Source organism: Crocinitomix catalasitica ATCC 23190, from assembly GCF_000621625.1.
GTDB lineage: Bacteria > Bacteroidota > Bacteroidia > Flavobacteriales_D > Crocinitomicaceae > Crocinitomix > Crocinitomix catalasitica.
Map to the genome: position 1 here is coordinate 1 of NZ_JHXV01000009.1, position 19,453 is coordinate 19,453.

At 32.7% G+C, this 19,453-nt stretch carries 20 protein-coding genes; 18 read left to right on the forward strand and 2 right to left on the reverse strand.

What is annotated here, in order from left to right:
- Positions 1 to 255, reverse strand: a 255-nt coding sequence (locus T367_RS0106820) for an ISAon1 family transposase N-terminal region protein (RefSeq protein WP_027419173.1), incomplete at its 3' end; no start/stop codon positions are given.
- A gap of 377 nt (positions 256 to 632) precedes the next feature.
- Between T367_RS0106820 and T367_RS0106825 the strand changes: the two genes are divergently transcribed.
- On the forward strand, positions 633 to 1,763 hold the full coding sequence (locus T367_RS0106825; RefSeq protein WP_157454150.1) for a histidine kinase dimerization/phosphoacceptor domain -containing protein: 1,131 nt from the start codon (positions 633 to 635) through the stop codon (positions 1,761 to 1,763).
- Between the two features lie 48 nt (positions 1,764 to 1,811).
- Here the strand turns inward: T367_RS0106825 and T367_RS0106830 are convergent, their stop codons facing one another.
- Complete coding sequence (locus T367_RS0106830) at positions 1,812 to 2,624, reverse strand: universal stress protein (RefSeq protein WP_169736036.1); 813 nt, start codon at positions 2,622 to 2,624, stop codon at positions 1,812 to 1,814.
- 183 nt (positions 2,625 to 2,807) lie between these two features.
- Between T367_RS0106830 and T367_RS0106835 the strand changes: the two genes are divergently transcribed.
- The 17 genes from T367_RS0106835 (at position 2,808) to T367_RS0106915 (ending at position 19,418) form a co-directional block, all read left to right on the forward strand.
- A complete protein-coding gene (locus T367_RS0106835) occupies positions 2,808 to 4,352 on the forward strand; it encodes an SDR family oxidoreductase (RefSeq protein ID WP_027419176.1) in 1,545 nt (514 codons plus the stop codon).
- 91 nt (positions 4,353 to 4,443) lie between these two features.
- Positions 4,444 to 5,169 carry a hypothetical protein gene (locus T367_RS0106840; RefSeq protein WP_027419177.1) on the forward strand — a complete coding sequence of 242 codons (726 nt, stop codon included), beginning with the start codon at positions 4,444 to 4,446 and terminating at the stop codon, positions 5,167 to 5,169.
- 27 nt (positions 5,170 to 5,196) lie between these two features.
- Positions 5,197 to 5,568, forward strand: coding sequence for a VOC family protein (locus tag T367_RS0106845; RefSeq protein ID WP_027419178.1), 372 nt, complete (start codon positions 5,197 to 5,199; stop codon positions 5,566 to 5,568).
- Between the two features lie 20 nt (positions 5,569 to 5,588).
- Positions 5,589 to 6,086 carry a GNAT family N-acetyltransferase gene (locus T367_RS0106850; RefSeq protein ID WP_027419179.1) on the forward strand — a complete coding sequence of 166 codons (498 nt, stop codon included), beginning with the start codon at positions 5,589 to 5,591 and terminating at the stop codon, positions 6,084 to 6,086.
- Between the two features lie 69 nt (positions 6,087 to 6,155).
- Positions 6,156 to 6,797, forward strand: a complete 642-nt coding sequence (locus T367_RS21645) for a DsbA family protein (RefSeq protein WP_051568412.1) — start codon at positions 6,156 to 6,158, stop codon at positions 6,795 to 6,797.
- A 144-nt stretch (positions 6,798 to 6,941) separates the two neighbouring features.
- Positions 6,942 to 7,415: a hypothetical protein gene (locus tag T367_RS23760; RefSeq protein ID WP_051568413.1), complete on the forward strand. Its 474-nt coding sequence runs from the start codon at positions 6,942 to 6,944 to the stop codon at positions 7,413 to 7,415.
- 18 nt (positions 7,416 to 7,433) lie between these two features.
- Positions 7,434 to 8,351 carry a hypothetical protein gene (locus T367_RS0106865; protein ID WP_027419180.1) on the forward strand — a complete coding sequence of 306 codons (918 nt, stop codon included), beginning with the start codon at positions 7,434 to 7,436 and terminating at the stop codon, positions 8,349 to 8,351.
- An 8-nt stretch (positions 8,352 to 8,359) separates the two neighbouring features.
- A complete protein-coding gene (locus T367_RS21655; RefSeq protein ID WP_051568414.1) occupies positions 8,360 to 10,042 on the forward strand; it encodes an NAD(P)/FAD-dependent oxidoreductase in 1,683 nt (560 codons plus the stop codon).
- A 59-nt stretch (positions 10,043 to 10,101) separates the two neighbouring features.
- Positions 10,102 to 11,244 (forward strand): beta-ketoacyl-ACP synthase III, encoded by a 1,143-nt coding sequence (locus T367_RS0106875; protein WP_027419181.1) that lies wholly within the window; start codon positions 10,102 to 10,104, stop codon positions 11,242 to 11,244.
- 1 nt (position 11,245) lies between these two features.
- Positions 11,246 to 11,647, forward strand: a complete 402-nt coding sequence (locus T367_RS0106880; RefSeq protein WP_027419182.1) for a hypothetical protein — start codon at positions 11,246 to 11,248, stop codon at positions 11,645 to 11,647.
- Between the two features lie 6 nt (positions 11,648 to 11,653).
- Positions 11,654 to 12,658: a BtrH N-terminal domain-containing protein gene (locus tag T367_RS0106885; protein WP_027419183.1), complete on the forward strand. Its 1,005-nt coding sequence runs from the start codon at positions 11,654 to 11,656 to the stop codon at positions 12,656 to 12,658.
- Positions 12,658 to 13,401, forward strand: a complete 744-nt coding sequence (locus T367_RS0106890) for an ABC transporter ATP-binding protein (protein WP_051568415.1) — start codon at positions 12,658 to 12,660, stop codon at positions 13,399 to 13,401. The genes T367_RS0106885 and T367_RS0106890 overlap by 1 nt, the downstream gene beginning before the upstream one ends.
- Positions 13,402 to 13,406: 5 nt before the next feature.
- Complete coding sequence (locus tag T367_RS0106895) at positions 13,407 to 14,678, forward strand: ABC transporter permease (protein WP_027419185.1); 1,272 nt, start codon at positions 13,407 to 13,409, stop codon at positions 14,676 to 14,678.
- 4 nt (positions 14,679 to 14,682) lie between these two features.
- Positions 14,683 to 14,949: a phosphopantetheine-binding protein gene (locus T367_RS0106900; protein WP_027419186.1), complete on the forward strand. Its 267-nt coding sequence runs from the start codon at positions 14,683 to 14,685 to the stop codon at positions 14,947 to 14,949.
- Positions 14,950 to 16,146 carry a beta-ketoacyl-[acyl-carrier-protein] synthase family protein gene (locus tag T367_RS0106905; RefSeq protein WP_027419187.1) on the forward strand — a complete coding sequence of 399 codons (1,197 nt, stop codon included), beginning with the start codon at positions 14,950 to 14,952 and terminating at the stop codon, positions 16,144 to 16,146.
- A gap of 1 nt (position 16,147) precedes the next feature.
- Positions 16,148 to 17,185 (forward strand): beta-ketoacyl synthase chain length factor, encoded by a 1,038-nt coding sequence (locus T367_RS0106910; protein WP_027419188.1) that lies wholly within the window; start codon positions 16,148 to 16,150, stop codon positions 17,183 to 17,185.
- A gap of 97 nt (positions 17,186 to 17,282) precedes the next feature.
- The gene (locus T367_RS0106915) at positions 17,283 to 19,418 is read left to right on the forward strand and encodes an endonuclease MutS2 (RefSeq protein WP_027419189.1); all 2,136 of its coding nucleotides are present in this window, start codon (positions 17,283 to 17,285) and stop codon (positions 19,416 to 19,418) included.
- Positions 19,419 to 19,453: the final 35 nt, after the last annotated feature.

Consider the following 19,453-nt stretch of genomic DNA (forward strand, 5'->3'; position numbering starts at 1 on the left):
TTCTTTATTTGTCCATCTACGTCGTTTAATATGAAAAAAAACAAACATACCTTTTAAAGGAAAATCCTGAACTGTAATGGTTTTATGAAAACCTTTTGAAATTAATTGACGTGAATTAAATTCTTGGGGAACAGTATTCTTTTCCTCAAAATAAAGGTTCAATCGTTCTCCTACTTTTTTTGATTCCGTAAGCTCAAAATGTGCTACTAAAATCTCAGGTAAAATCATTTTTATTAAGTCTAAATATCCCTCCAAAACTTATTCTTTTTTACAAAGAAAATCATTTTAGTCTAAATTCCTCCCCAACTTTTGTGACTGATCTGAAGTTTATGCTGAGCAATGTCGAAGTGAACCCGGTCTTCCACCCATTTATTTTAAAGCTTCATGGAAACATAGCCACATACAAAATCGTTCAATATTTAGACGCTAAATGATTCAATTCGAGTAATTAAAATTATTACGATTATAATAAAAGGGGCATTTCAATCAACTTTTAACTGCCGAAAACGATTTTCAATTTGACACTCATAGCGTTATAATCAGGGTTTGTCTTTACATAACGGCTCTTCAGCTATTTTTTTAAAAACTAATCACTTAAAAACCTATTTTTAGATCAAAACACGAATATTTAAGTGAACGATTTAGAGCAGGAAATAATTTACGGGAGTAAGAATATCTATCTCATGGATACTGTCAATAGAGGCGGTTTATTAGGTGCGATAGTTCACTTAATCTTCGCATTATTGTTTATATTTTTAAACATCCCTGAATTAACGATTATAAATTTAATTGGAGCTGCAATTTTTTTCATTGGCCGACTTTTATTTCTTCGAGATTTAAAATTTACCATTCCATTTGTTGCTGCAGGTAGTTTTGTCATTATAGCACACGCAATTATTGCAACTTATTTTATTGGCATAACGGCTGGCTTTGCGCTCTATATCTGGTTGATTCCTTTATTTTTTATCCTTCAAGTTAAAGATCCATCATTCTTAATTATTTCGATCATTATTGTAAGTTTACTTCACTTCTATTTACATAATGCCCCGATTTTTACCACAGGCGTTTACCAACTTAATCCAACAATTGAAAAAATAACCAGCTACTTTACTTCTATTGGTGTTGTTGTTACAGTCATGGCTGTTTTGCTCTATTTTAAAGATACTGTCCGTAAAAAAGAACAAATTATTATCAGGGAAATTCATCATCGAATAAAGAACAATTTACAGGTTGTATCCAGCATGGCTAATATTCGAAATATTAGTTTTAGAGACGACCTTAGTGAAGTCGCATTCGATAAATTAAAAATGGATGTCTTACATCTGTCCTCTATTCATAATCAAATAAATGTGACTAAAGATGGCATTACAATGAATTTTATTGATTTTTTAAATGAAAAAGGAACAAATTTGGTTTCAAATCGAATGAATTTTGATCGATCTTTAAAATCACTGAATATTGATCTTGATCTAGCTGTTCCTTTAGGTCTTGTATGTTCTCAAATTTTCGAACACTTTATAGAAATTCATGACGCTTCAAATTCCAAGAATGGGATTTCAATTGATCTAATGAGTGAAGCGGATGCATATCATTTAAAAATCAATTTGCACTGTAACGATATTACAGAATTTAATACATCTCCTTTAAAGAGTATTGAATTAGAAATTATTGACTGCCTAGCAGAACAATTCGATGGTAAATATCAAATTGATTGCATTCAAGGCATCAAATCATTCAATATATTGATTCCTGCTTTAGTATAAAAACAATTTACAATCCATTTAAATTAAATGGATTGTAAAATATTAAGACTAATATCCTCCTTGCGTATGGAAACTTGAATAATTACTCAATTCTTGATTCTGAATTGCGATAATTGGCATTGACCTTTTATTACGAATTAAGCTTTCAACAAAACCTTTTGCTGCAAAATTAAATAGATTTTGATTCGTAAGATTCACAATTGAAATAGTATCTGCCTCTAACGCATGTCCAAAATCAATTAAACCGTCCATTAATTCTTGCTCTGAATTCCCTAAAAACACCGATTTGAATCCAATATTCGCTTTATTTAATAGTTCTGATGCAACAATCATCGTATCATTTTGACCTTCATTTTCAGCATTATAAGTGCAAAGTGTGATTTTAAACTTTAAAAAATGTTGCAGATAAATAAGAACCTTAAGATTTGCTATCGAATGCTTATCTGGAAATATAGGAAGTAAAACATGTTTAATCGATTGATTATCGGCAGTTGAACTTGGTACAAAGATAAAATTAGTATCCAATTCATTTAATAATTTTAAAGCTCTACTATCAAGAATATGCTCCAAAAATTTCATATCGTGGGTTCCACAATAAACAAATCCAATTTTCTCACCTTTTACGTATTCAGAAAGTTCATCGCTTAATTTACCTCCTAATTGTACAATACCTATTTTTACCTCAGAAGTTGTATACTTTTGGACTAAAGCATTCATTTTTTCTGTGGAAGACTCAGCATTTTTATCATCTATAACATGAACTAACTCCAATTCTCCTCCAGTTTCTTTCATTGTATTAACAGCAAAGGAAATTGCTTTTTCTGACTCGGGTGTAAAATCTACTAAAACTATGTTTTTCATATCCAGGTTTTTAATTTCTTTAAAGTTAAAAACAATAAATTTAAATGTTAGTTTATAACAATTAAATAACATGCACCTTTTACAAATATTAACGGTTTTAGAGGTTCTAATTAAAATAGATATTATCTAAATGAATCAATTCAAGATTTGAAATTAACTATATTTGTATTTCATAAGCAGCGTGTGACAACAAAAGAAAGTAAACCAGATTCAACTTTATCAGCAGAGCAAATTAAAAACTGTATAGACACTTTAAATTTGCTATTAGATGATACCACTCAATTATTCGACTTACCTGAAGAGCAACGTATCGAGTTAATGACTTCGGCGGGGCAATTATCCCGTCCGTCAAAAGAAGAACACAATAAACGACGGAAAGATGCTAAAAAAGCTGCAAAACGAAAACAAATAGAACGTGACAAACATGCACGAAAGGACACTGGAATTCGAAGTGCGCGTGAATCAAACATCTTTATAGCACCTAAATTTATAGAACTACCAAAAGAATTTGAACCCAAAACATTATCCTCTCCACGGAACTGTTATGTGTGTAAAGCTGAGTTTACGACATTGCATCATTTTTACGATACAATGTGTCAAGATTGTGGAGACTTTAATTATGCAAAAAGATATCAAACAGCTGATTTAACTGGACAAGTTGCTGTTGTTACAGGTTCTCGTTTGAAAATAGGATATCATATTACATTAATTTTATTAAAAGCTGGAGCAACTGTTGTAGCAACGACTAGATTCCCCGTAGATTCAGCTTTAAGATTTGCTAAAGAAGAAGATTTCACTTCTTGGGGACACAGACTGCATATTCACGGTCTTGATTTAAGACATATACCAAGTGTTGAAATATTTTGCAACTATATTGAAATGAAATACAGTCGCTTAGATATCTTGATAAATAATGCAGCTCAAACTGTTCGTCGTCCTGCTGGTTTCTTTAAACATTTAATGGATAAAGAAGAATTACCAATGGATGAATTACCTGATTTTGCTAAAGATTTATTAAAAAATCACTTTGACTGCATTCAGGAGTTAAAAACGCTATCTATCCAAACAGCTGATCAGAAAAACCTTCCTGTTACTTGGCATGGTAAAGAACCTGGAATTGGACTAAGTGCTTCTGCTAAATTGTCTCAAATCCCTTATAGTTTTGACAATTCCTTAGCTGCAAGTGAAGTTTTTCCTGAAGGTAAATTAGATGCTGACTTACAACAAGTCGATTTAAGATCCACCAATAGCTGGCGACTTAAACTAGGTGAGATAGAAACTTTAGAAATGATAGAGGTGCAATTGGTAAACTCTATTGCCCCTTTTGTACTCTGTAATCGCTTATCTGTATTAATGCGTAAAGAAAATACAGGTCAGAAACACATTATCAACGTTTCGGCAATGGAAGGGAAATTTCATACATTCAAAAAAATTGCACGCCATCCGCATACCAACATGGCCAAAGCAGCTTTAAATATGCTAACACATACTTCTGCAAGTGAATTTGCTAAGGATGGTGTTTTTATGAATGCTGTTGATACTGGTTGGGTGACTGATGAAGACCCTATTGAATTGTCTAAAAAGAAAACTGAAATACACGATTTTCAGCCACCTCTTGATATTGTAGACGGCGCAGCTCGTGTCCTTGATCCATTAATTGACGGAATCAATACAGGTAAGCATTGGTGCGGTAAATTCCTTAAAGACTATAAACCAATTAGCTGGTAATTTAAAAATATTGAATGTGTATTAACCTAAATTTAATATCCGCCTATCGATATTATTTTTCTTAGACTATGCAGTTGATTAAATTTGTCAGATGATTGATACTCTTGAAATCGTAAATCGACTGGTTCATATAACTGACAACGGTCCTATGTATAACGAATTTATTCACGACGCATACATTCATGAACCTTGGAACGCATTTTCATCTCTTATATTTTTTATACCTATAATATATTGGATTTGGAAATTGCATGGTAATTACGCCAACCATAAAATAATAGTTCTGCTATTACCACTTTTATTTCTGAATGGTTTAGGCTCGACTTTATTCCATTCTTTTAGAAATGAACCTGCCTACTTCATATTAGACTGGTTGCCTGCATCATTAATGTCATTCTGCTTGGCTTGTTACTTTTGGTATAAGGTTGTTGATAATATTAAACGCGCTATAATACTCACAATAGCTTTTCAATGCGTTGCAGTACTGAGCACTAATTTTCTTTCACAAATAGATAGTTTAGAGGGGTTTGGGCCTAATATTGGATACTTTTTTGTTGGAACGTCACTCCTTATCCCTATTATTATATTCCTTTTTAAAACAAAATTCAAGTTTGTGAATTATATAATTCTTTCATTCATATTCCTGAGCACAGCATTAATATGTAGAATGTTAGACTACCCTACTCCTAACCCATTCCCTGAATTATTACCTCAAGGCACTCATTTTTTATGGCATATATTTAGCTCTTTTGCTGTTTTCAGTATGGGTTACTATATTTTCAAACTAAATAATTGGTTGAGAAAAATCGAGGAATAAAATTCTTACCTTGTCGGTAAAAACGATATGAAATTAGGCGCATTTTCAGTAAGCTTGAACGTGAAGGACATTCACGTTTCAAAATCATTTTACGAAAAATTTGGTTTTGAACAAGTTGGAGGAAACATCGAACAGAATTGGATTATTTTAAGAAATGAATCAACTACGATTGGCTTATTCCAAGGTATGTTTGAATCAAATCTTTTAACCTTTAATCCTGGATGGGATCAAAATGCACTGCCTATAGACAACTTCGAGGATATAAGAAAAATACAAAAAGACTTAAAACAAGGAGGAATTAACTTTCAGACAGAAGCTGACGAATCAACATCAGGTCCGGCAAGCTTTATTGTGATTGATCCAGATGGTAATCCTATTCTTGTTGACCAGCATGTATAATATAAAAGCAAATAATTGTCATGTTATATTTTGAAGATGCCAAATTAAGCGATCTACCTGTCATTGTTGAAATTTACAATTCTACAATAACTTCACAAATGGCAACTGCAGATATTAAACCAGTAAGTCTAGCAGAAAAAAAGCCTTGGTTTAACGCACATACCTCTGATGCTAATCCTATTTGGTTGGTTAAAAATAACGATGATGAAATTGTTGGCTGGGTAAGCTTCCAACAGTTTTATGGGCGTGAAGCTTATAACAGTACTAAGGAGCTAAGCATCTACATTGCTGAATCTTTCCGTCAAAAGGGATATGGAAAAGAAATACTCGATTATTGCATCACTGAAGCGCCTAAATTCAAAATAAAAACTTTATTGGCTTTTATTTTTGGACATAATGAAGCGAGTATTCATCTTTTTTCAAGATTTGGTTTCCAAAAATGGGGTATTCTACCACAAATAGCAACCTTTGATACATCTGAAAAAGATCTAATTATAATGGGATTACGCGTTGATTAATCTGTAATTTCAACCCAATTATTGCAATGATTATTGAATAATAACGACCAAGTTTAAAAAAATAAAATAATGACAAATTTTGATTGGCTAGAAACTGAAGAAAACACTATAATTTACATTGGAGACACTATGTGCTCATGGTGTTATGGGTTTGCGCCAGAATTAGACAAATTCATCTCAAATCACAAAGACTATAAAGTTAGAATAGTTAATGGAGGGCTGAGACCAGGGAATACCGAAAAAATAAATACAATGTCAGATTTTTTAAAGTCGCATTGGGTTGAAATTAACGAAAGAACAGGTCAACCTTTTAGTTATAAAATACTAGAAGATGTAGATTTTATCTATGATACTGAACCTGGATCGAGAGCAGTTATGACAGTTCGCCAAATGAATCCAGCAATTGAATTAGATTTTTTTAAAGCTGTCCAAACTGCATTTTACAAGGATAATTTGAATACCAGTAAATTGGACACCTTTCTTCAAATTGCTAGCGGTTTCAATTTGGATTTAAAAGAATTCGAAGCACTTTATAATAGTGAAGAAACCAAATACCTAACAAAAGCTGATTTTCAATTATCTTCAGAAATGGGAATAAAAGGTTTTCCGTCGATGATTATAAAACGTGGCAAGGAGTTCACTCTATTGTCTAACGGCTTCCGAGAAGTTACTGATTTAGAAGATGTTTACAATAAAATAACAGCTATTTAAATCACAAAATAAAACTTGACTTTAGAAAAAGTCAATAGCAATCAAATTAGGAATATAGACAGTGCGAATAACTTGGATCTATTTTTGTATAGAGTGTTTGAAAAATAGCAATAATTGTACTAATTTTGTAATCGACTATAACCTATGAAAATTTTAGCCATTTTAGTATTGCTTTCGATACAAACCGCAATAAATTCGAAAGTTGATACAACTAATTATTATAGCACCTTATCATCGAATAGTGAAACAGAAATTAATAAAATTCTGAAACTATTGGAAACGGAAGAGAACACCCTTACCAATAAGGCTTATCGTGGGGCTTTAATCGCTAAAAAAGCAGATTTTGCTAATTTTCCTGCTGAAAAGTTAAAATTATTCAGAATTGGTGTTGATTTAATAGAGCTTGCGGTTAAAGAAAAACCAGAAAACGTAGAATTTCGTTTTTTACGATTAGTTATTCAAGAAAAATCTCCTGGAATTGTTGGTTACAAAGACAATCTTCAGGAAGACAAAAATATAATTTATAAACATTTTTCAACTTTAAGTACCCCACTAAAATTGGCGATTAAAGATTATGCTAAAAATTCAGACATAATTAACAACGCCAATCTAAAATAAAGAGGACCCAAATCGTTAATGAAAAAAATTTTAGCAATTAATTATTCGCAATCTGGACAGTTAAGCGAAATTGTAGACAATTTAATATCAGCATTTACTGATATTGATGTAGATCGAATTAATGTCGAAATGCAGAATGATTTCCCGTTTCCATGGACACCAAAGGTTTTTTATAATGCAATGCCCGAGTCGGTATTAAAAATACCCGCTCCAATTAAACCTTTAAATTTCAAGCACGAGAATTACGATTTAATTTTGATTGGTTATCAACCATGGTATTTATCACCATCTATACCCACAACATCATTCTTAAATGATGCAGGTTTACAAAAAAGATTAAATGGCACTAAAGTCATAACAGTGATTGCCGGTCGAAATATGTGGCTTACATCACAAGAAAGCGTTGTAGCAACAATTGAGTCTGCTGGTGGTGAAATTGTCGGTAATCTACCTTTTGTCGATAGAACGTCAAACCTAATTTCTGTAATCACAATTTTGCATTGGATGTTGACAGGGAAAAAAACTAAAAAATACGGTATTTTCCCGAAACCAGGAGTAGCGGATGAAGAGATAGACACATCTTCAAAATTTACACCATTAATTCAAGACGCACTTCTTGCAGATGATTATATCGGTCTACAAGAAAAAATAATTAAAACAGGTAAGTTCAGTGTTTTAACAACTGTAATGTTTATCGAATCTAGAGCAAAGATGCTCTTCCAAGTTTGGGCGAAGTTAATTAAGAAGAAAGAAGCAAAATCCCAACAATCGCGTGAAAAATGGCTTAATGTTTTCAAATACTATTTAATATTTGCAATATTTATTGTTTCACCAATTGTATTGCTAATTTATTCAATATTGATTAGACCTTTTACACAAAAAAGTATTAACTTAAATAAACGCAATTTTCTTTACTTAGGTATCCGCAGAAAATAAAATGATTAATGGAAAATAATTTTGATGTAATTATTGCAGGCGGTGGACTTGCCGGACTAACTTTGGGTATTCAATTAAAAAATGCTCGACCCTCTATTTCAATTTGTATAATCGAAAGTAGTAATGGAGATCATAAAGTCTCAGCTCATAAGGTAGGTGAATCTACTGTTGAATTGGGAACCTATTATCTTCGTGAAGTATTAGGACTAGCTGATTATTTAGATCAAGATCAACTTCCGAAACATGGCTTGCGTTTCTTTTTAAGTCCTGAACATAAAGAAAATATAGATAAAAGATACGAAATTGGTCCTGTTTTGGCACCACCAACTCCAAGTCACCAATTGGATAGAGGTATTTTTGAAAATGAATTAATTCGGAAAAATCAAAAGATTGGTAATATTGTTCGTTTGGCTGAAAGGGTCAACGAGGCTATTTTAAATAAAGAAGGACACAAAATAACAGTAAATAGTAAGACTGAAAGTACAACACTAACAAGTAAATGGTTTGTTGATACGACTGGTAGATCTTCATTCTTAAAAAAACAATTTAATTTAGCCAAAGATATTGATCACGATATCAATGCTATATGGTTTAGATTAAAAGGTGTGATTGATATTAGCGATTGGTCAGATAATACGGAATGGAAAGATCAACTTGGACCTGGTTTAAGACGTTTGAGTACTACCCATTTAATGGGAGAAGGTTATTGGGTGTGGCTAATTCCTTTGGTTACAGGAAATACAAGCGTTGGTATAGTAGCAGACCCAAGGTATCACGAATTTAAATCAATCAATCGTTTAGATAATGCCATTCAATGGTTAGAAAAATTCGAACCTCAATGCGCTAAACACATCACTGCTAAACGCGATGATATCCTTGATTTTAAGATACTAAAAAGCTTCGCGTATAACTCAACAAAATTATTCAGTGAAGACAGATGGTGTTTAAGCGGCGAATCAGGTGTGTTCTTAGACCCATTTTATTCTCCAGGAACTGATTTTATTAGCTTATCAAATACATGGATTACGGATTTAATTAGCAAGGATCTGAACGGTGAAGACATTTATGTCCAAAATATAGTCTATGAAAAAGTATTCCAAGCCATGATTGAGAATTGGGCAGAGGTATACAGAAACAAATATCCACTATTTGGTTCGACTGAAATTATGGCTACCAAAATCATTTGGGATTGGGCTAACTATTGGTCCATTCAAACACTTATGTTCATGAATAATGGCTATACAAACATGAATGTCTTGAAGAAGCTATTTTTCGGAGAAAACGGCCTTGGACTGAAGTTAGCCGCATTAAATTCTAATATCCAATCACTATTTGTAAATTGGCAACCTGAATATAACGAGGAAATAAAAGCAACATATTTAGATCCTTTTGAAATTGACTTTTTAAAAGATTTACATTTAGGCCTGTCTCAAAAGTATAATGAAGATGAATTGATTGAAAAAATTAAGTCAAATATCAGTTTGCTTGAGCAGATTGGAGCTGAAATTATAAGACATGCAGTACAGAAAACAAAGCATATAAATATGTCTGACACAATAAATCCTTATCACGATAATATTGTGACTAGCGATATAAAGGAGGAAGACAAAATAGATGTTAATATAGCGATTCAACCTTCAATTCAAGAGGATTGGCAGAAGGTTTGGATGCCGCAAATGGTTAACAGTTAAAGTAAACAAAAAGAATTTGAATAGTTTTTTACTAATTTTAAGACAATTTTAAGATAGATATGAAAGAAGTATATCTTACAAGAACAGCCAATTTTTTACCAAACTCATTGGTTGAGAATGAAGATGTGGAAGAATTTTTAGGCCTAATTAACGGACAAAAATCAAAATCAAAATTATTGGTATTGCGCAGTAACAAGATTAAAGGACGTTATTACGCTATTGATAAGCAAGGAAATACGACACATACAAACGCCCAAATGGTTTCAGAAGCTGTGCGTGCGTTATTTAAGCAGAGTCCAGAGGAAATAAAATCAGTTGACCTACTTTGTTGTGGAACATCTTCTCCAGATCAATTGATGCCTTCGCATGCCGTGATGGTGCATGGATACTTACCTGAAATGAACTCTATAGAAGTTGTTTCTCCTTCAGGTGTATGTTGTTCAGGAATGCACGCGTTAAAATATGCGTTTAATTCGATAAAATGTGGTGATAAAACAACAGCCGTTACAACAGGTTCTGAAAGATTAGCAAAACAATTGAGATCGGAACAGTTTGAGGAAGAATTAACGAAGTTACAAGAGCTTGAAGAGAGACCTTATTTAGCGTTTGAAAAAGATTTTTTACGTTGGATGCTTTCTGATGGTGCTGGTGCGTTTTTATTGTCAGACAAACCGAACGAGAATGATATTTCACTTAAAATTGAGTGGATAGATGGTCGTTCTTATGCCAATGTAAAGGAAGCCTGCATGTATATGGCAGCTACAAAAAATGAAGATGGGACTTTAACTTCATTTGTTGATTTATCTAAAGCTGAAATTATTGACCAATCGGTAATGAGCATCAAACAGGATGTGAAATTATTGAGCGAGAATATTATTGAACTTGGATTTCAACATTTAGCTGATTTAATGAAAGTAAAAGATGTCGATGTTAAAAACGTCGACCATTTCTTACCTCATTTATCTTCATATTTCTTTGAAGACAAAATAGCAGATATTTTAGAGAAGCATAATGTGTCAATTCCCAAAGAAAAATGGTTCACTAATTTAGCGACCAAAGGTAATGTTGGAGCAGGATCAATTTATTTAATGGTAGATGAATTGTTCAATAGTGGTAAACTCAAAAAAGGTGAAAAAATCTTGTTGATGGTACCCGAAAGCTCAAGATTTTCATATGTATATTGTTATTTAACAGTTTGTTAAAATGAAAAAAAGCGATCTTCCTCAAGATAAAAGTGCCTTAGAAAACTTCACCAAAGAACTCTGCTATGTGCAGAATGAAGATGGGACTTATTCAACTGAATTAAGTCAAGGTTGGGATGTAAAAAAAGCTGCACTTGACAATGCTTGGGAGGATATTAATGATCAACTTGAATTGGCAAAAGAAGAAGTGAAAAATGGAACAAAAAGTCCAATTTATTACTTCATGTTGAAAAGTTTAATGGATTTGCAAATTTTATCGGCCTATTCAGGGTTTATGAAATTCAAAATCAAACGACATTTTAAACCAAAAAACTTTGCCAAATTAAATGATCAAACTTTAAATAAATACGCCACTATTTTTGAAATAAGTGTCGAGGAGCTAAAAGAATATAAAGGAGAGTAAAAATTCATGGAATTTAAACATGTACAAACGGCACACTGTGAAAACGGAGTAATTGTAGGATTACTAAAACACCAAGGTGTCAATAAAATTACTGAGCCTTTAGCTTTTGGGTTAGGATCAGGATTATTTTATATTCATATCCCTTTTTTAAAAATACAAGGAGGACCAGCAATCGCTTTTAGAAGTATGCCTGGTTCAATTTTTAAACGGACGTGTAAAACCTTAAATATTGAAATGAACCGTAAAAAGTTCAATGATCCTAAAAAAGGGGAACAATATTTAAATAAAAAACTCGCAGAAAATATTCCTGTTGGATGTCAGGCGGGTGTTTTTCACTTAGATTATTTTGCGGACGAATACCGATTCCACTTTAATGCACACAATCTTATAGTTTACGGTAGAAATGAAACGGGATACCTCGTTAGTGATCCTGTAATGGAAGATGTAACAACACTTTCATATGATAAAATGGAGAGAGCGCGTTTTGCGAAAGGTGCATTAGCACCAAAAGGTCACCTCTACTACCCTAGTAAAGTGAATGAAATCACAGATGCCATGATTCGAAATGGAATTGTGAAAGGTATTAAACATAATGTGCGTGACATGTTAGACATCCCTGGAAAACTTGCAGGTGTAAAAGGTATTGGCTATACAGCTGGTAAAGTCAGAAAACTAAGAGAAAAAGGTCAAAAAGAAGCAGGACTATATCTTGGTCAAATTATTAGAATGCAAGAAGAGATTGGTACTGGTGGTGGCGGATTTAGATTTCTATACGCTGCCTTCTTAGAGGAAGCTGTCGCATATATGCACGACGACCGACTATTAGCATTCTCAGAAAAAATAACAAAAGCGGGAGATCTTTGGCGTGACTCGGCAGTACAAATGGCCGGTGTTTATAAAGGCCGATTAACTGCGCAAAGTGATTATGATGCGATTGCAGATTTAATGTTAGAAATAAAAGCTAAAGAATTTGAAGTTTTTAGTGGTTTACGGAAACTTAAATTAAAATAATGTCGAAACTTAGTACCGTAACTGTAAATAGTATTTCGAAACAATATAAAAAAGCTAAACATCTTAGCTTAAATAATGTATCGTTTAATATTCAAGTTGGTGATAAACTCGGGATTTTAGGTCCTAATGGTGCCGGGAAGTCGACGCTTATCTCAATACTGACTGGAATTCTTGACCCTACAATAGGTGCAGTTACTTATCAAAATGAAAAGGGGGAGCAAATCGATGGAAATGATTTGAAACTTAAAATTGGTTATGTACCCCAAGAATATGCTATTTATGAAGATTTAAATCTCCATCAAAATGTAGCATATTTTGGAGCATTATACGGATTATCAAAAGAGGAAATTATAAAAGTAGAAGAAGAACTTCTACAGGAGTTTGGACTAGAAGAAGCGCACTTAAAAAAAGTAAAGCATTATTCGGGAGGAATGAAACGCCGACTGAATCTTATATTAAGTTTATTACACAAACCGGAAATACTATTTCTAGATGAACCAACGGCAGGTGTAGATGTTCAGAATAAACATGCGATCATCCAATTTTTAAATCAGCTTTCAGCTAAAGGAACGACGTTAATATATACTTCACACCATATGGATGAGGCTGAACAAATTTGCAATAGAATTATTCTATTAAATAAAGGAGAAATTGTAAAAGACACCAATATTGAATATTTAATGGGTGAAAATCCAGCAGAAAGTTTGACAGAAATATTTTTAAAATATACCGAAGTACATTAATTAAAGTGAAAAAATTAATCGCCGCAATAAAAAAAGAAGTCTTGCAACTACTCAGTGATGGGTTGGGATTGACATTGATGTTTTTACTACCATTGATGTTAGTTTTTATTATCACTATAATTCAAGATAGTGCATATAAAATTGTCAATGACAATAATATTGACTTATTAGTTGCCAATGGAGATGAAGGTGACCAATCTGTTTTATTAATTGATGCCTTGGCCGACTCAAAACTATTCAACATCATTCATTCCTCAGCCGATGAGACGCACTTAAAAAAAGAGTTATTGGCAAGTGACGGATTGATTGCAATATATTTCCCAAGTACTTTTAGTGCCGATTTAGAAGCTAAAAGCGAGGCTATGAGTGAGTTTATTGTATCTAATTTTGGCGTAACGGAAAATAAGAATAAACTGGTAAATAATAGTAGCATTCATCTAAAACTATATTACGACCCTGTTCTACAAGAAAACTATCGGATGTCTATCTCAAATATGTTGAACTCTTATATTAGCATGATTGAGAACGACATGATGATCAATTCTATTTTTACTAAAATGGAAATGGAAGCACCGAAGGACTTAAAAAAATATATGGTAGAAAACCAAACCGTTATAGATCAAGTCCCTGCATTATTCTCCGACAATAAAATTCATCCAAATTCTACACAACACAATGTCCCGGCATGGACCTTATTCGCTATGTTCTTTATGGTGATTTCATTAGGAGGGAATATTGTCAAAGAACGATCGAACGGAAGTTTTTTACGATTAAAAATGTTACCGACCAGTTTTGCAACAATTCTCGGTTCCAAAATCATTGTCTATTTATTCGTTGCGATTTTACAAGTGACACTTATTTTTTCAATAGGTAAATTAACTTTCCCAATGATTGGCTTGCCAGAATTAACTTGGCCATCTAACTTTCTAGCCCTAATTGTTATTGTATTATTAAGTGGATTGTCCGCAGTCAGTTTTGCATTGCTAATCGGAACAATAACAAAAAGTCAAGTTCAAGCAAATGGTCTAGGTGCTGTTTTAGTTATTATTTTCGCAGCCATTGGCGGTATTTGGATTCCTACTTTTGTAATGCCAGAATTCATGCAAAACATTGCAATGATGTCTCCGTTATATTGGTGTTTAGAAGGATTTTATATCTTATTTTTGCAAGACGGTGATTGGGCTACATTATTGCCTGTTGTCACATATTTAATTTTATTTATAGTATCTTGTCTTATTATAATTTTGATAAAACTTAAGCAAGAAAGATTAATTTAGCGGTATGGAATATAACGAACTCACAGAAAAACTTAAAGGCGAAATTATTAGCTATTGTAATTTGGTTGGTGTTGAGCCTAGTAGCATTAAAAATGACACACCATTATTTGGTGATGGTCTTGCTCTTGATTCAATCGATTCAATTGAACTAGTAGTATTAATTGAAAGAGAATACGGTATAAAAATAAACAGTGCAACTGACGGAAGAAAAATTCTAGTTGATGTGGATCACATGGCACGATTTATTATAGATCATAAAGCAAACGCATAAATGAATCGAGTATTTGTAACTGGATTAGGTATAATTTCAGCTATCGGTAATAATCTTTTAGAAAATCATGATTCACTTGTCAATAGTGAATCTGGTCTTTGCAGATCAAAATATCTAAATTCTAATTACAAAAATTCATTCTATTTTGGAGAAGTTAAACTGTCTAACGAATCGCTTTTTAAATTAACAAATAAGCAAGATTCACCTGGTTTAACGCGAACAGATTTATTGGCATTCAAAGCCGTTGAAGAAGCGATTGAAGATGCCAAGTTAACCCCCGAAGACATTTCGAATTATAAAACGGCATTCGTTTCTGCGAGTACTGTTGGTGGAATGACACAAACAGACGAATTGTATCAAGACTCTAAAGGAAGTGACACAATTGCCAGTCAATTTATTGAATCATATTCAGGTCATGCGCATCTTTTACACCTATCTAAAGCTTTAAAAATTAAAGGACTTACAGATTGTATCAATACAGCATGTTCATCCTCTGCTAATGCGATAATGATTGGGGCTAAATGGATTAAAAGCGGACGTGCTGATCGTGTAATTGTTGGTGGCACTGACGGATTGGCAAAATTTACAGTAAACGGATTCAATTCATTACAAATCCTTTCTGATGAAAAATGTCAACCATTTGATGCCAATAGAAAAGGTCTAAACCTCGGTGAAGGTGCAGCTTATCTTGTTCTTGAAAGAGAGGATTTAGCTAAAGACAAAAAGAAATACGCAGAAATTAGTGGATATGGTAATAGCAATGATGCTTTTCACCCATCTTCACTGTCAGCCGACGCAATAGGCGTAATAAAAGCAATGCAAGAAGCTTTAACTTCTGCAAATATTGAAGCTAATAATATTAGCTATATCAATGCCCACGGAACAGCAACCCCGAATAATGATAGCACAGAAATTTTAGGTATTACTAAAATTTTTGGTGATACAATTCCGTACAGCTCTACAAAACCCTATACAGGTCATACTTTAGGAGCGGCAGGTGCCATTGAAGCAATATTTAGTATCTTAAGTATTCAGCATAAAGAAATTTATGGGAATCTGTTTTTCAACCATAAAATTGAAGGATTTCATCCCCCTATATTGAAATATCAACCGAATACCAAAGTTGACCATGTCCTAACCAATTCTTTTGGATTTGCAGGAAATTGTACATCATTATTAATTTCTAAAATAGATTAATATGTATATCAAAGACCTCACTTGCATATCACCACAAAAATCGTTTAATAATGAATTATTTACGGTTGGTGTTGAAAAAATAGTCGGTATTCGATACAATGCTATCGATCCTGATTATATGGATATAATTCCGCATAACTTACTCCGAAGAATGGGGCGTGTTGTAAAATTAGGAATAGGTACCGGCCTAACATTGGTTAAAAAACATAATAACTTAAACGGAATTATAATTGGCACAAGTAATGGTGGTTTAGAGGATTGTTTTAAATTTTTAAATCAAATCATTCAATATGATGAGGGTACTCTTACCCCTACTAACTTTGTACAAAGTACACCTAGTGCGGTGGCTGGTAATTTGGCATTAATGAGTCAAAATACTGGTTATAACGTAACACATATAAATGGTGGTTTATCTTTTGAGAATGTTCTTTTAGACACATTAGAATTGCTTAAGGAGAATACAAATGCGAGTTATTTAATAGGTGCTTCCGAAGAAATTTCTGATTATAATTTCAATATCAATCTTAAACTAGATTTATACAAATTAGGAGAGACTGATAATACAACATTACTAAATGACAATACAAAAGGAACAGTAAATGGTGAAGGTGCAGCGATGTTTGTCGTGGATAATAATCCTGAAAATGCTTTTGCTGAAATTCTCGATACGGATCAAATTACTTTCCCTAATAATTTAGATATCGAATTCAAATTAACAGAATTATTGAAAAGAAACAATCTGAAATATTCTGATATCGATGCGATAATGGTAGGTAGAAATGGTGATGTTGATGATGACAAATGGTATGACGAATTCGAAGATAAGTTTCCTGAATCTTACCATTTAGTTTTTAAAAATCTTTGTGGGGAATACCAAACAGCAAGTGGCTTCTCTACTTGGTTAGCTGCACAAATACTGAAAGGTGAAAAAATTCCAGCTTTAATTCAACGCAAATCATCTGATAAATCTATTAAACATTTACTCATCTATAACCATTATAGAGGCGAACAGCATGGTTTTATTCTGTTGTGTCGCTAAAAAATACTCCTTATTTATAAAAATTCGAATTGGATGGCTATAAATACAACTTCACTAGTTAACTTTACTAGCTTTTAAAATAGGATATTAATAATTGATGAACTTCGACCAACAAAGTAGTAAAGATTTAGAATTTAATTCAGTTTGTGAGCTGTTAGGAACATATTGTAAATCCCAAAAAGCTCAAGAAAATGCTGGGAAAATTTCCTTTTTCGAAGATCCTGTTCAATTGCAAGAAGAGTATAAACTCTTGAATGAAATTAAGATCATTCATGATGATCCTATATTAAGTTTCCCCCATCCCAATGCGGAGGATATTGACAAAGCTTTAAATATATTACGAATTGAAAATGGTGTTTTAATTCTAAGTGAATTGATAAAAATTTATGCCTTATGTATTGGTACAAGGCAATTAATTCGATTTGCGCATGCACAAAGAGAAACATCTCCGCTTATATACGACGCTTGTTCACATATCACAAGCATCAACGACATTCTAAAAATAATCACTGAAATTCTAGATGAAAAAAAACTAGAAATCAAAAATAACGCAACAGCTCGTTTAGCAGATATAAGGTCGAAGCAGATTTCGAATAAAACGGCAATCAATAAAAACTTTGAACATATATTAAGACGATACAAATCGGATGAATTTTTAGCAGATAGTGAAGAAACATTTCTAGAAAATCGCCGATTACTTTCAGTACTTTCACAATATAAAAGACGCGTAAATGGTAAAGTTTACGGATCAAGTGCAAAAGGCAACTACACGTATATAGAGCCTGTTGAAAACATACAACTAAACAATGCGCAAGAACAGCTCAGAATAGATGAAAGCAATGAAATATTTGCGATTTTAGAAAGCGTAACGTTTAAACTTCGCGCTGAGAAAAAACAATTAAAGGCTTTTCAACGGTTATTAGTACGTTTTGATTTGCTCAATGCAAAGGTTCTTTTTGGAGCGAGCTATAATGGAATTTTACCTAAAATTAACAAAGGGGAAAAGAAAATGTTATGGGAGAATGCAAGACACCCGTTACTTTATATAAAAAATCAAACTGAAGGAATTGAAACCATTGGACAAAATATTGAATTGAGCGAAGACAATCGCCTATTAGTTATTTCAGGTCCAAATGCCGGTGGTAAGTCAATTACATTGAAAACAGTTGGGTTAACGCAAATGATGTTTCAATGTGGTCTTTTTGTTGCGCTAGATGAACATAGTTCGTGTTGTTGGTTTGATCATATTCTATCTGATATTGGAGACAATCAATCGATAGAAAATCAACTTAGTACTTATAGCTATAGATTAAATAGAATGAGATTCTTTTTAACAATAGCCAACGAAAATACACTATTATTATTAGATGAATTTGGTAGTGGCTCAGATCCTGAATTAGGTGGAGCTTTAGCTGAAGTATTCTTTGAAGAAATATATGAACGATTGTCTTTTGCCGTTATAACTACACATTATACCAATATCAAAATTATTACCGCTGAAAAAGCCGCAGCAACGAATGCTTGTATGCTTTTCGACACTAAAAAATTAAGTCCACTTTACCAGTTATCGATTGGTCAACCAGGCTCTTCTTTTACCTTTGAAGTTGCAGAGTTTAACGGAATATCTAACGATTTAATTGATCGTGCGAAAGATAAAGTTTCTGAAATGAAGGTTAATATTGATAAATTATCAGCTTCACTTCAAAAAGAAAAATCGAAATTTAAAAGGATCAATGATGAGCAATATAAATCGAATTATAAAGCTAAAAAAGCTTATAATGATTACGAGAAAAAACTATTGCATCTAAATGAAAAAGCCGAAAGGTTAAACCAATTCACAGAGCAACAAAATAAATTTGTGAATATGGGTAAAAAGGTCTTCGACTTAATCAAAAAATATAAAAAACATAAGACAAATAAGGCATTACTAGAAGATTTGAAGAAAATTGCTTCAATTGAAAAGTCTAAACTCTTAGAGAGTGAAAAAGTAAAAGTGGTTGAAAAGGAATTAAAATTACCTGACCTTCCAAAACCTTCTCCTGAGTCTATTAAAAATAAAATAGAAGTCACTCAAAAGCCTAAAGTGGACCCGAGTTTACTTAAAGTTGGGGATATTGTGAAATTGAAGAATCACTCTAAACAATCAACAATCACTGAAATAAAGGGGAGAAAACTGACTGTATTAATGGGTAATTTTACGATTAAAACAACTTTTGATGAGTTAGAATTGTAAGTGTATTTCAATCGAATTCTGGAATAAAAAATGTC

Bases quoted from the DNA above. Each gene is read 5' to 3' on its own strand.
- T367_RS0106830 (WP_169736036.1), bottom strand. From the start codon at position 2,624: ATGAAAAACATAGTTTTAGTAGATTTTACACCCGAGTCAGAAAAAGCA.
- T367_RS0106840 (WP_027419177.1), top strand. From the start codon at position 4,444: ATGATTGATACTCTTGAAATCGTAAATCGACTGGTTCATATAACTGAC.
- T367_RS0106845 (WP_027419178.1), top strand. From the start codon at position 5,197: ATGAAATTAGGCGCATTTTCAGTAAGCTTGAACGTGAAGGACATTCAC.
- T367_RS0106850 (WP_027419179.1), top strand. From the start codon at position 5,589: ATGTTATATTTTGAAGATGCCAAATTAAGCGATCTACCTGTCATTGTT.
- T367_RS21645 (WP_051568412.1), top strand. From the start codon at position 6,156: ATGACAAATTTTGATTGGCTAGAAACTGAAGAAAACACTATAATTTAC.
- T367_RS23760 (WP_051568413.1), top strand. From the start codon at position 6,942: ATGAAAATTTTAGCCATTTTAGTATTGCTTTCGATACAAACCGCAATA.
- T367_RS0106865 (WP_027419180.1), top strand. From the start codon at position 7,434: ATGAAAAAAATTTTAGCAATTAATTATTCGCAATCTGGACAGTTAAGC.
- T367_RS21655 (WP_051568414.1), top strand. From the start codon at position 8,360: ATGGAAAATAATTTTGATGTAATTATTGCAGGCGGTGGACTTGCCGGA.
- T367_RS0106875 (WP_027419181.1), top strand. From the start codon at position 10,102: ATGAAAGAAGTATATCTTACAAGAACAGCCAATTTTTTACCAAACTCA.
- T367_RS0106880 (WP_027419182.1), top strand. From the start codon at position 11,246: ATGAAAAAAAGCGATCTTCCTCAAGATAAAAGTGCCTTAGAAAACTTC.
- T367_RS0106885 (WP_027419183.1), top strand. From the start codon at position 11,654: ATGGAATTTAAACATGTACAAACGGCACACTGTGAAAACGGAGTAATT.
- T367_RS0106890 (WP_051568415.1), top strand. From the start codon at position 12,658: ATGTCGAAACTTAGTACCGTAACTGTAAATAGTATTTCGAAACAATAT.
- T367_RS0106900 (WP_027419186.1), top strand. From the start codon at position 14,683: ATGGAATATAACGAACTCACAGAAAAACTTAAAGGCGAAATTATTAGC.
- T367_RS0106905 (WP_027419187.1), top strand. From the start codon at position 14,950: ATGAATCGAGTATTTGTAACTGGATTAGGTATAATTTCAGCTATCGGT.
- T367_RS0106910 (WP_027419188.1), top strand. From the start codon at position 16,148: ATGTATATCAAAGACCTCACTTGCATATCACCACAAAAATCGTTTAAT.
- T367_RS0106915 (WP_027419189.1), top strand. From the start codon at position 17,283: ATGAACTTCGACCAACAAAGTAGTAAAGATTTAGAATTTAATTCAGTT.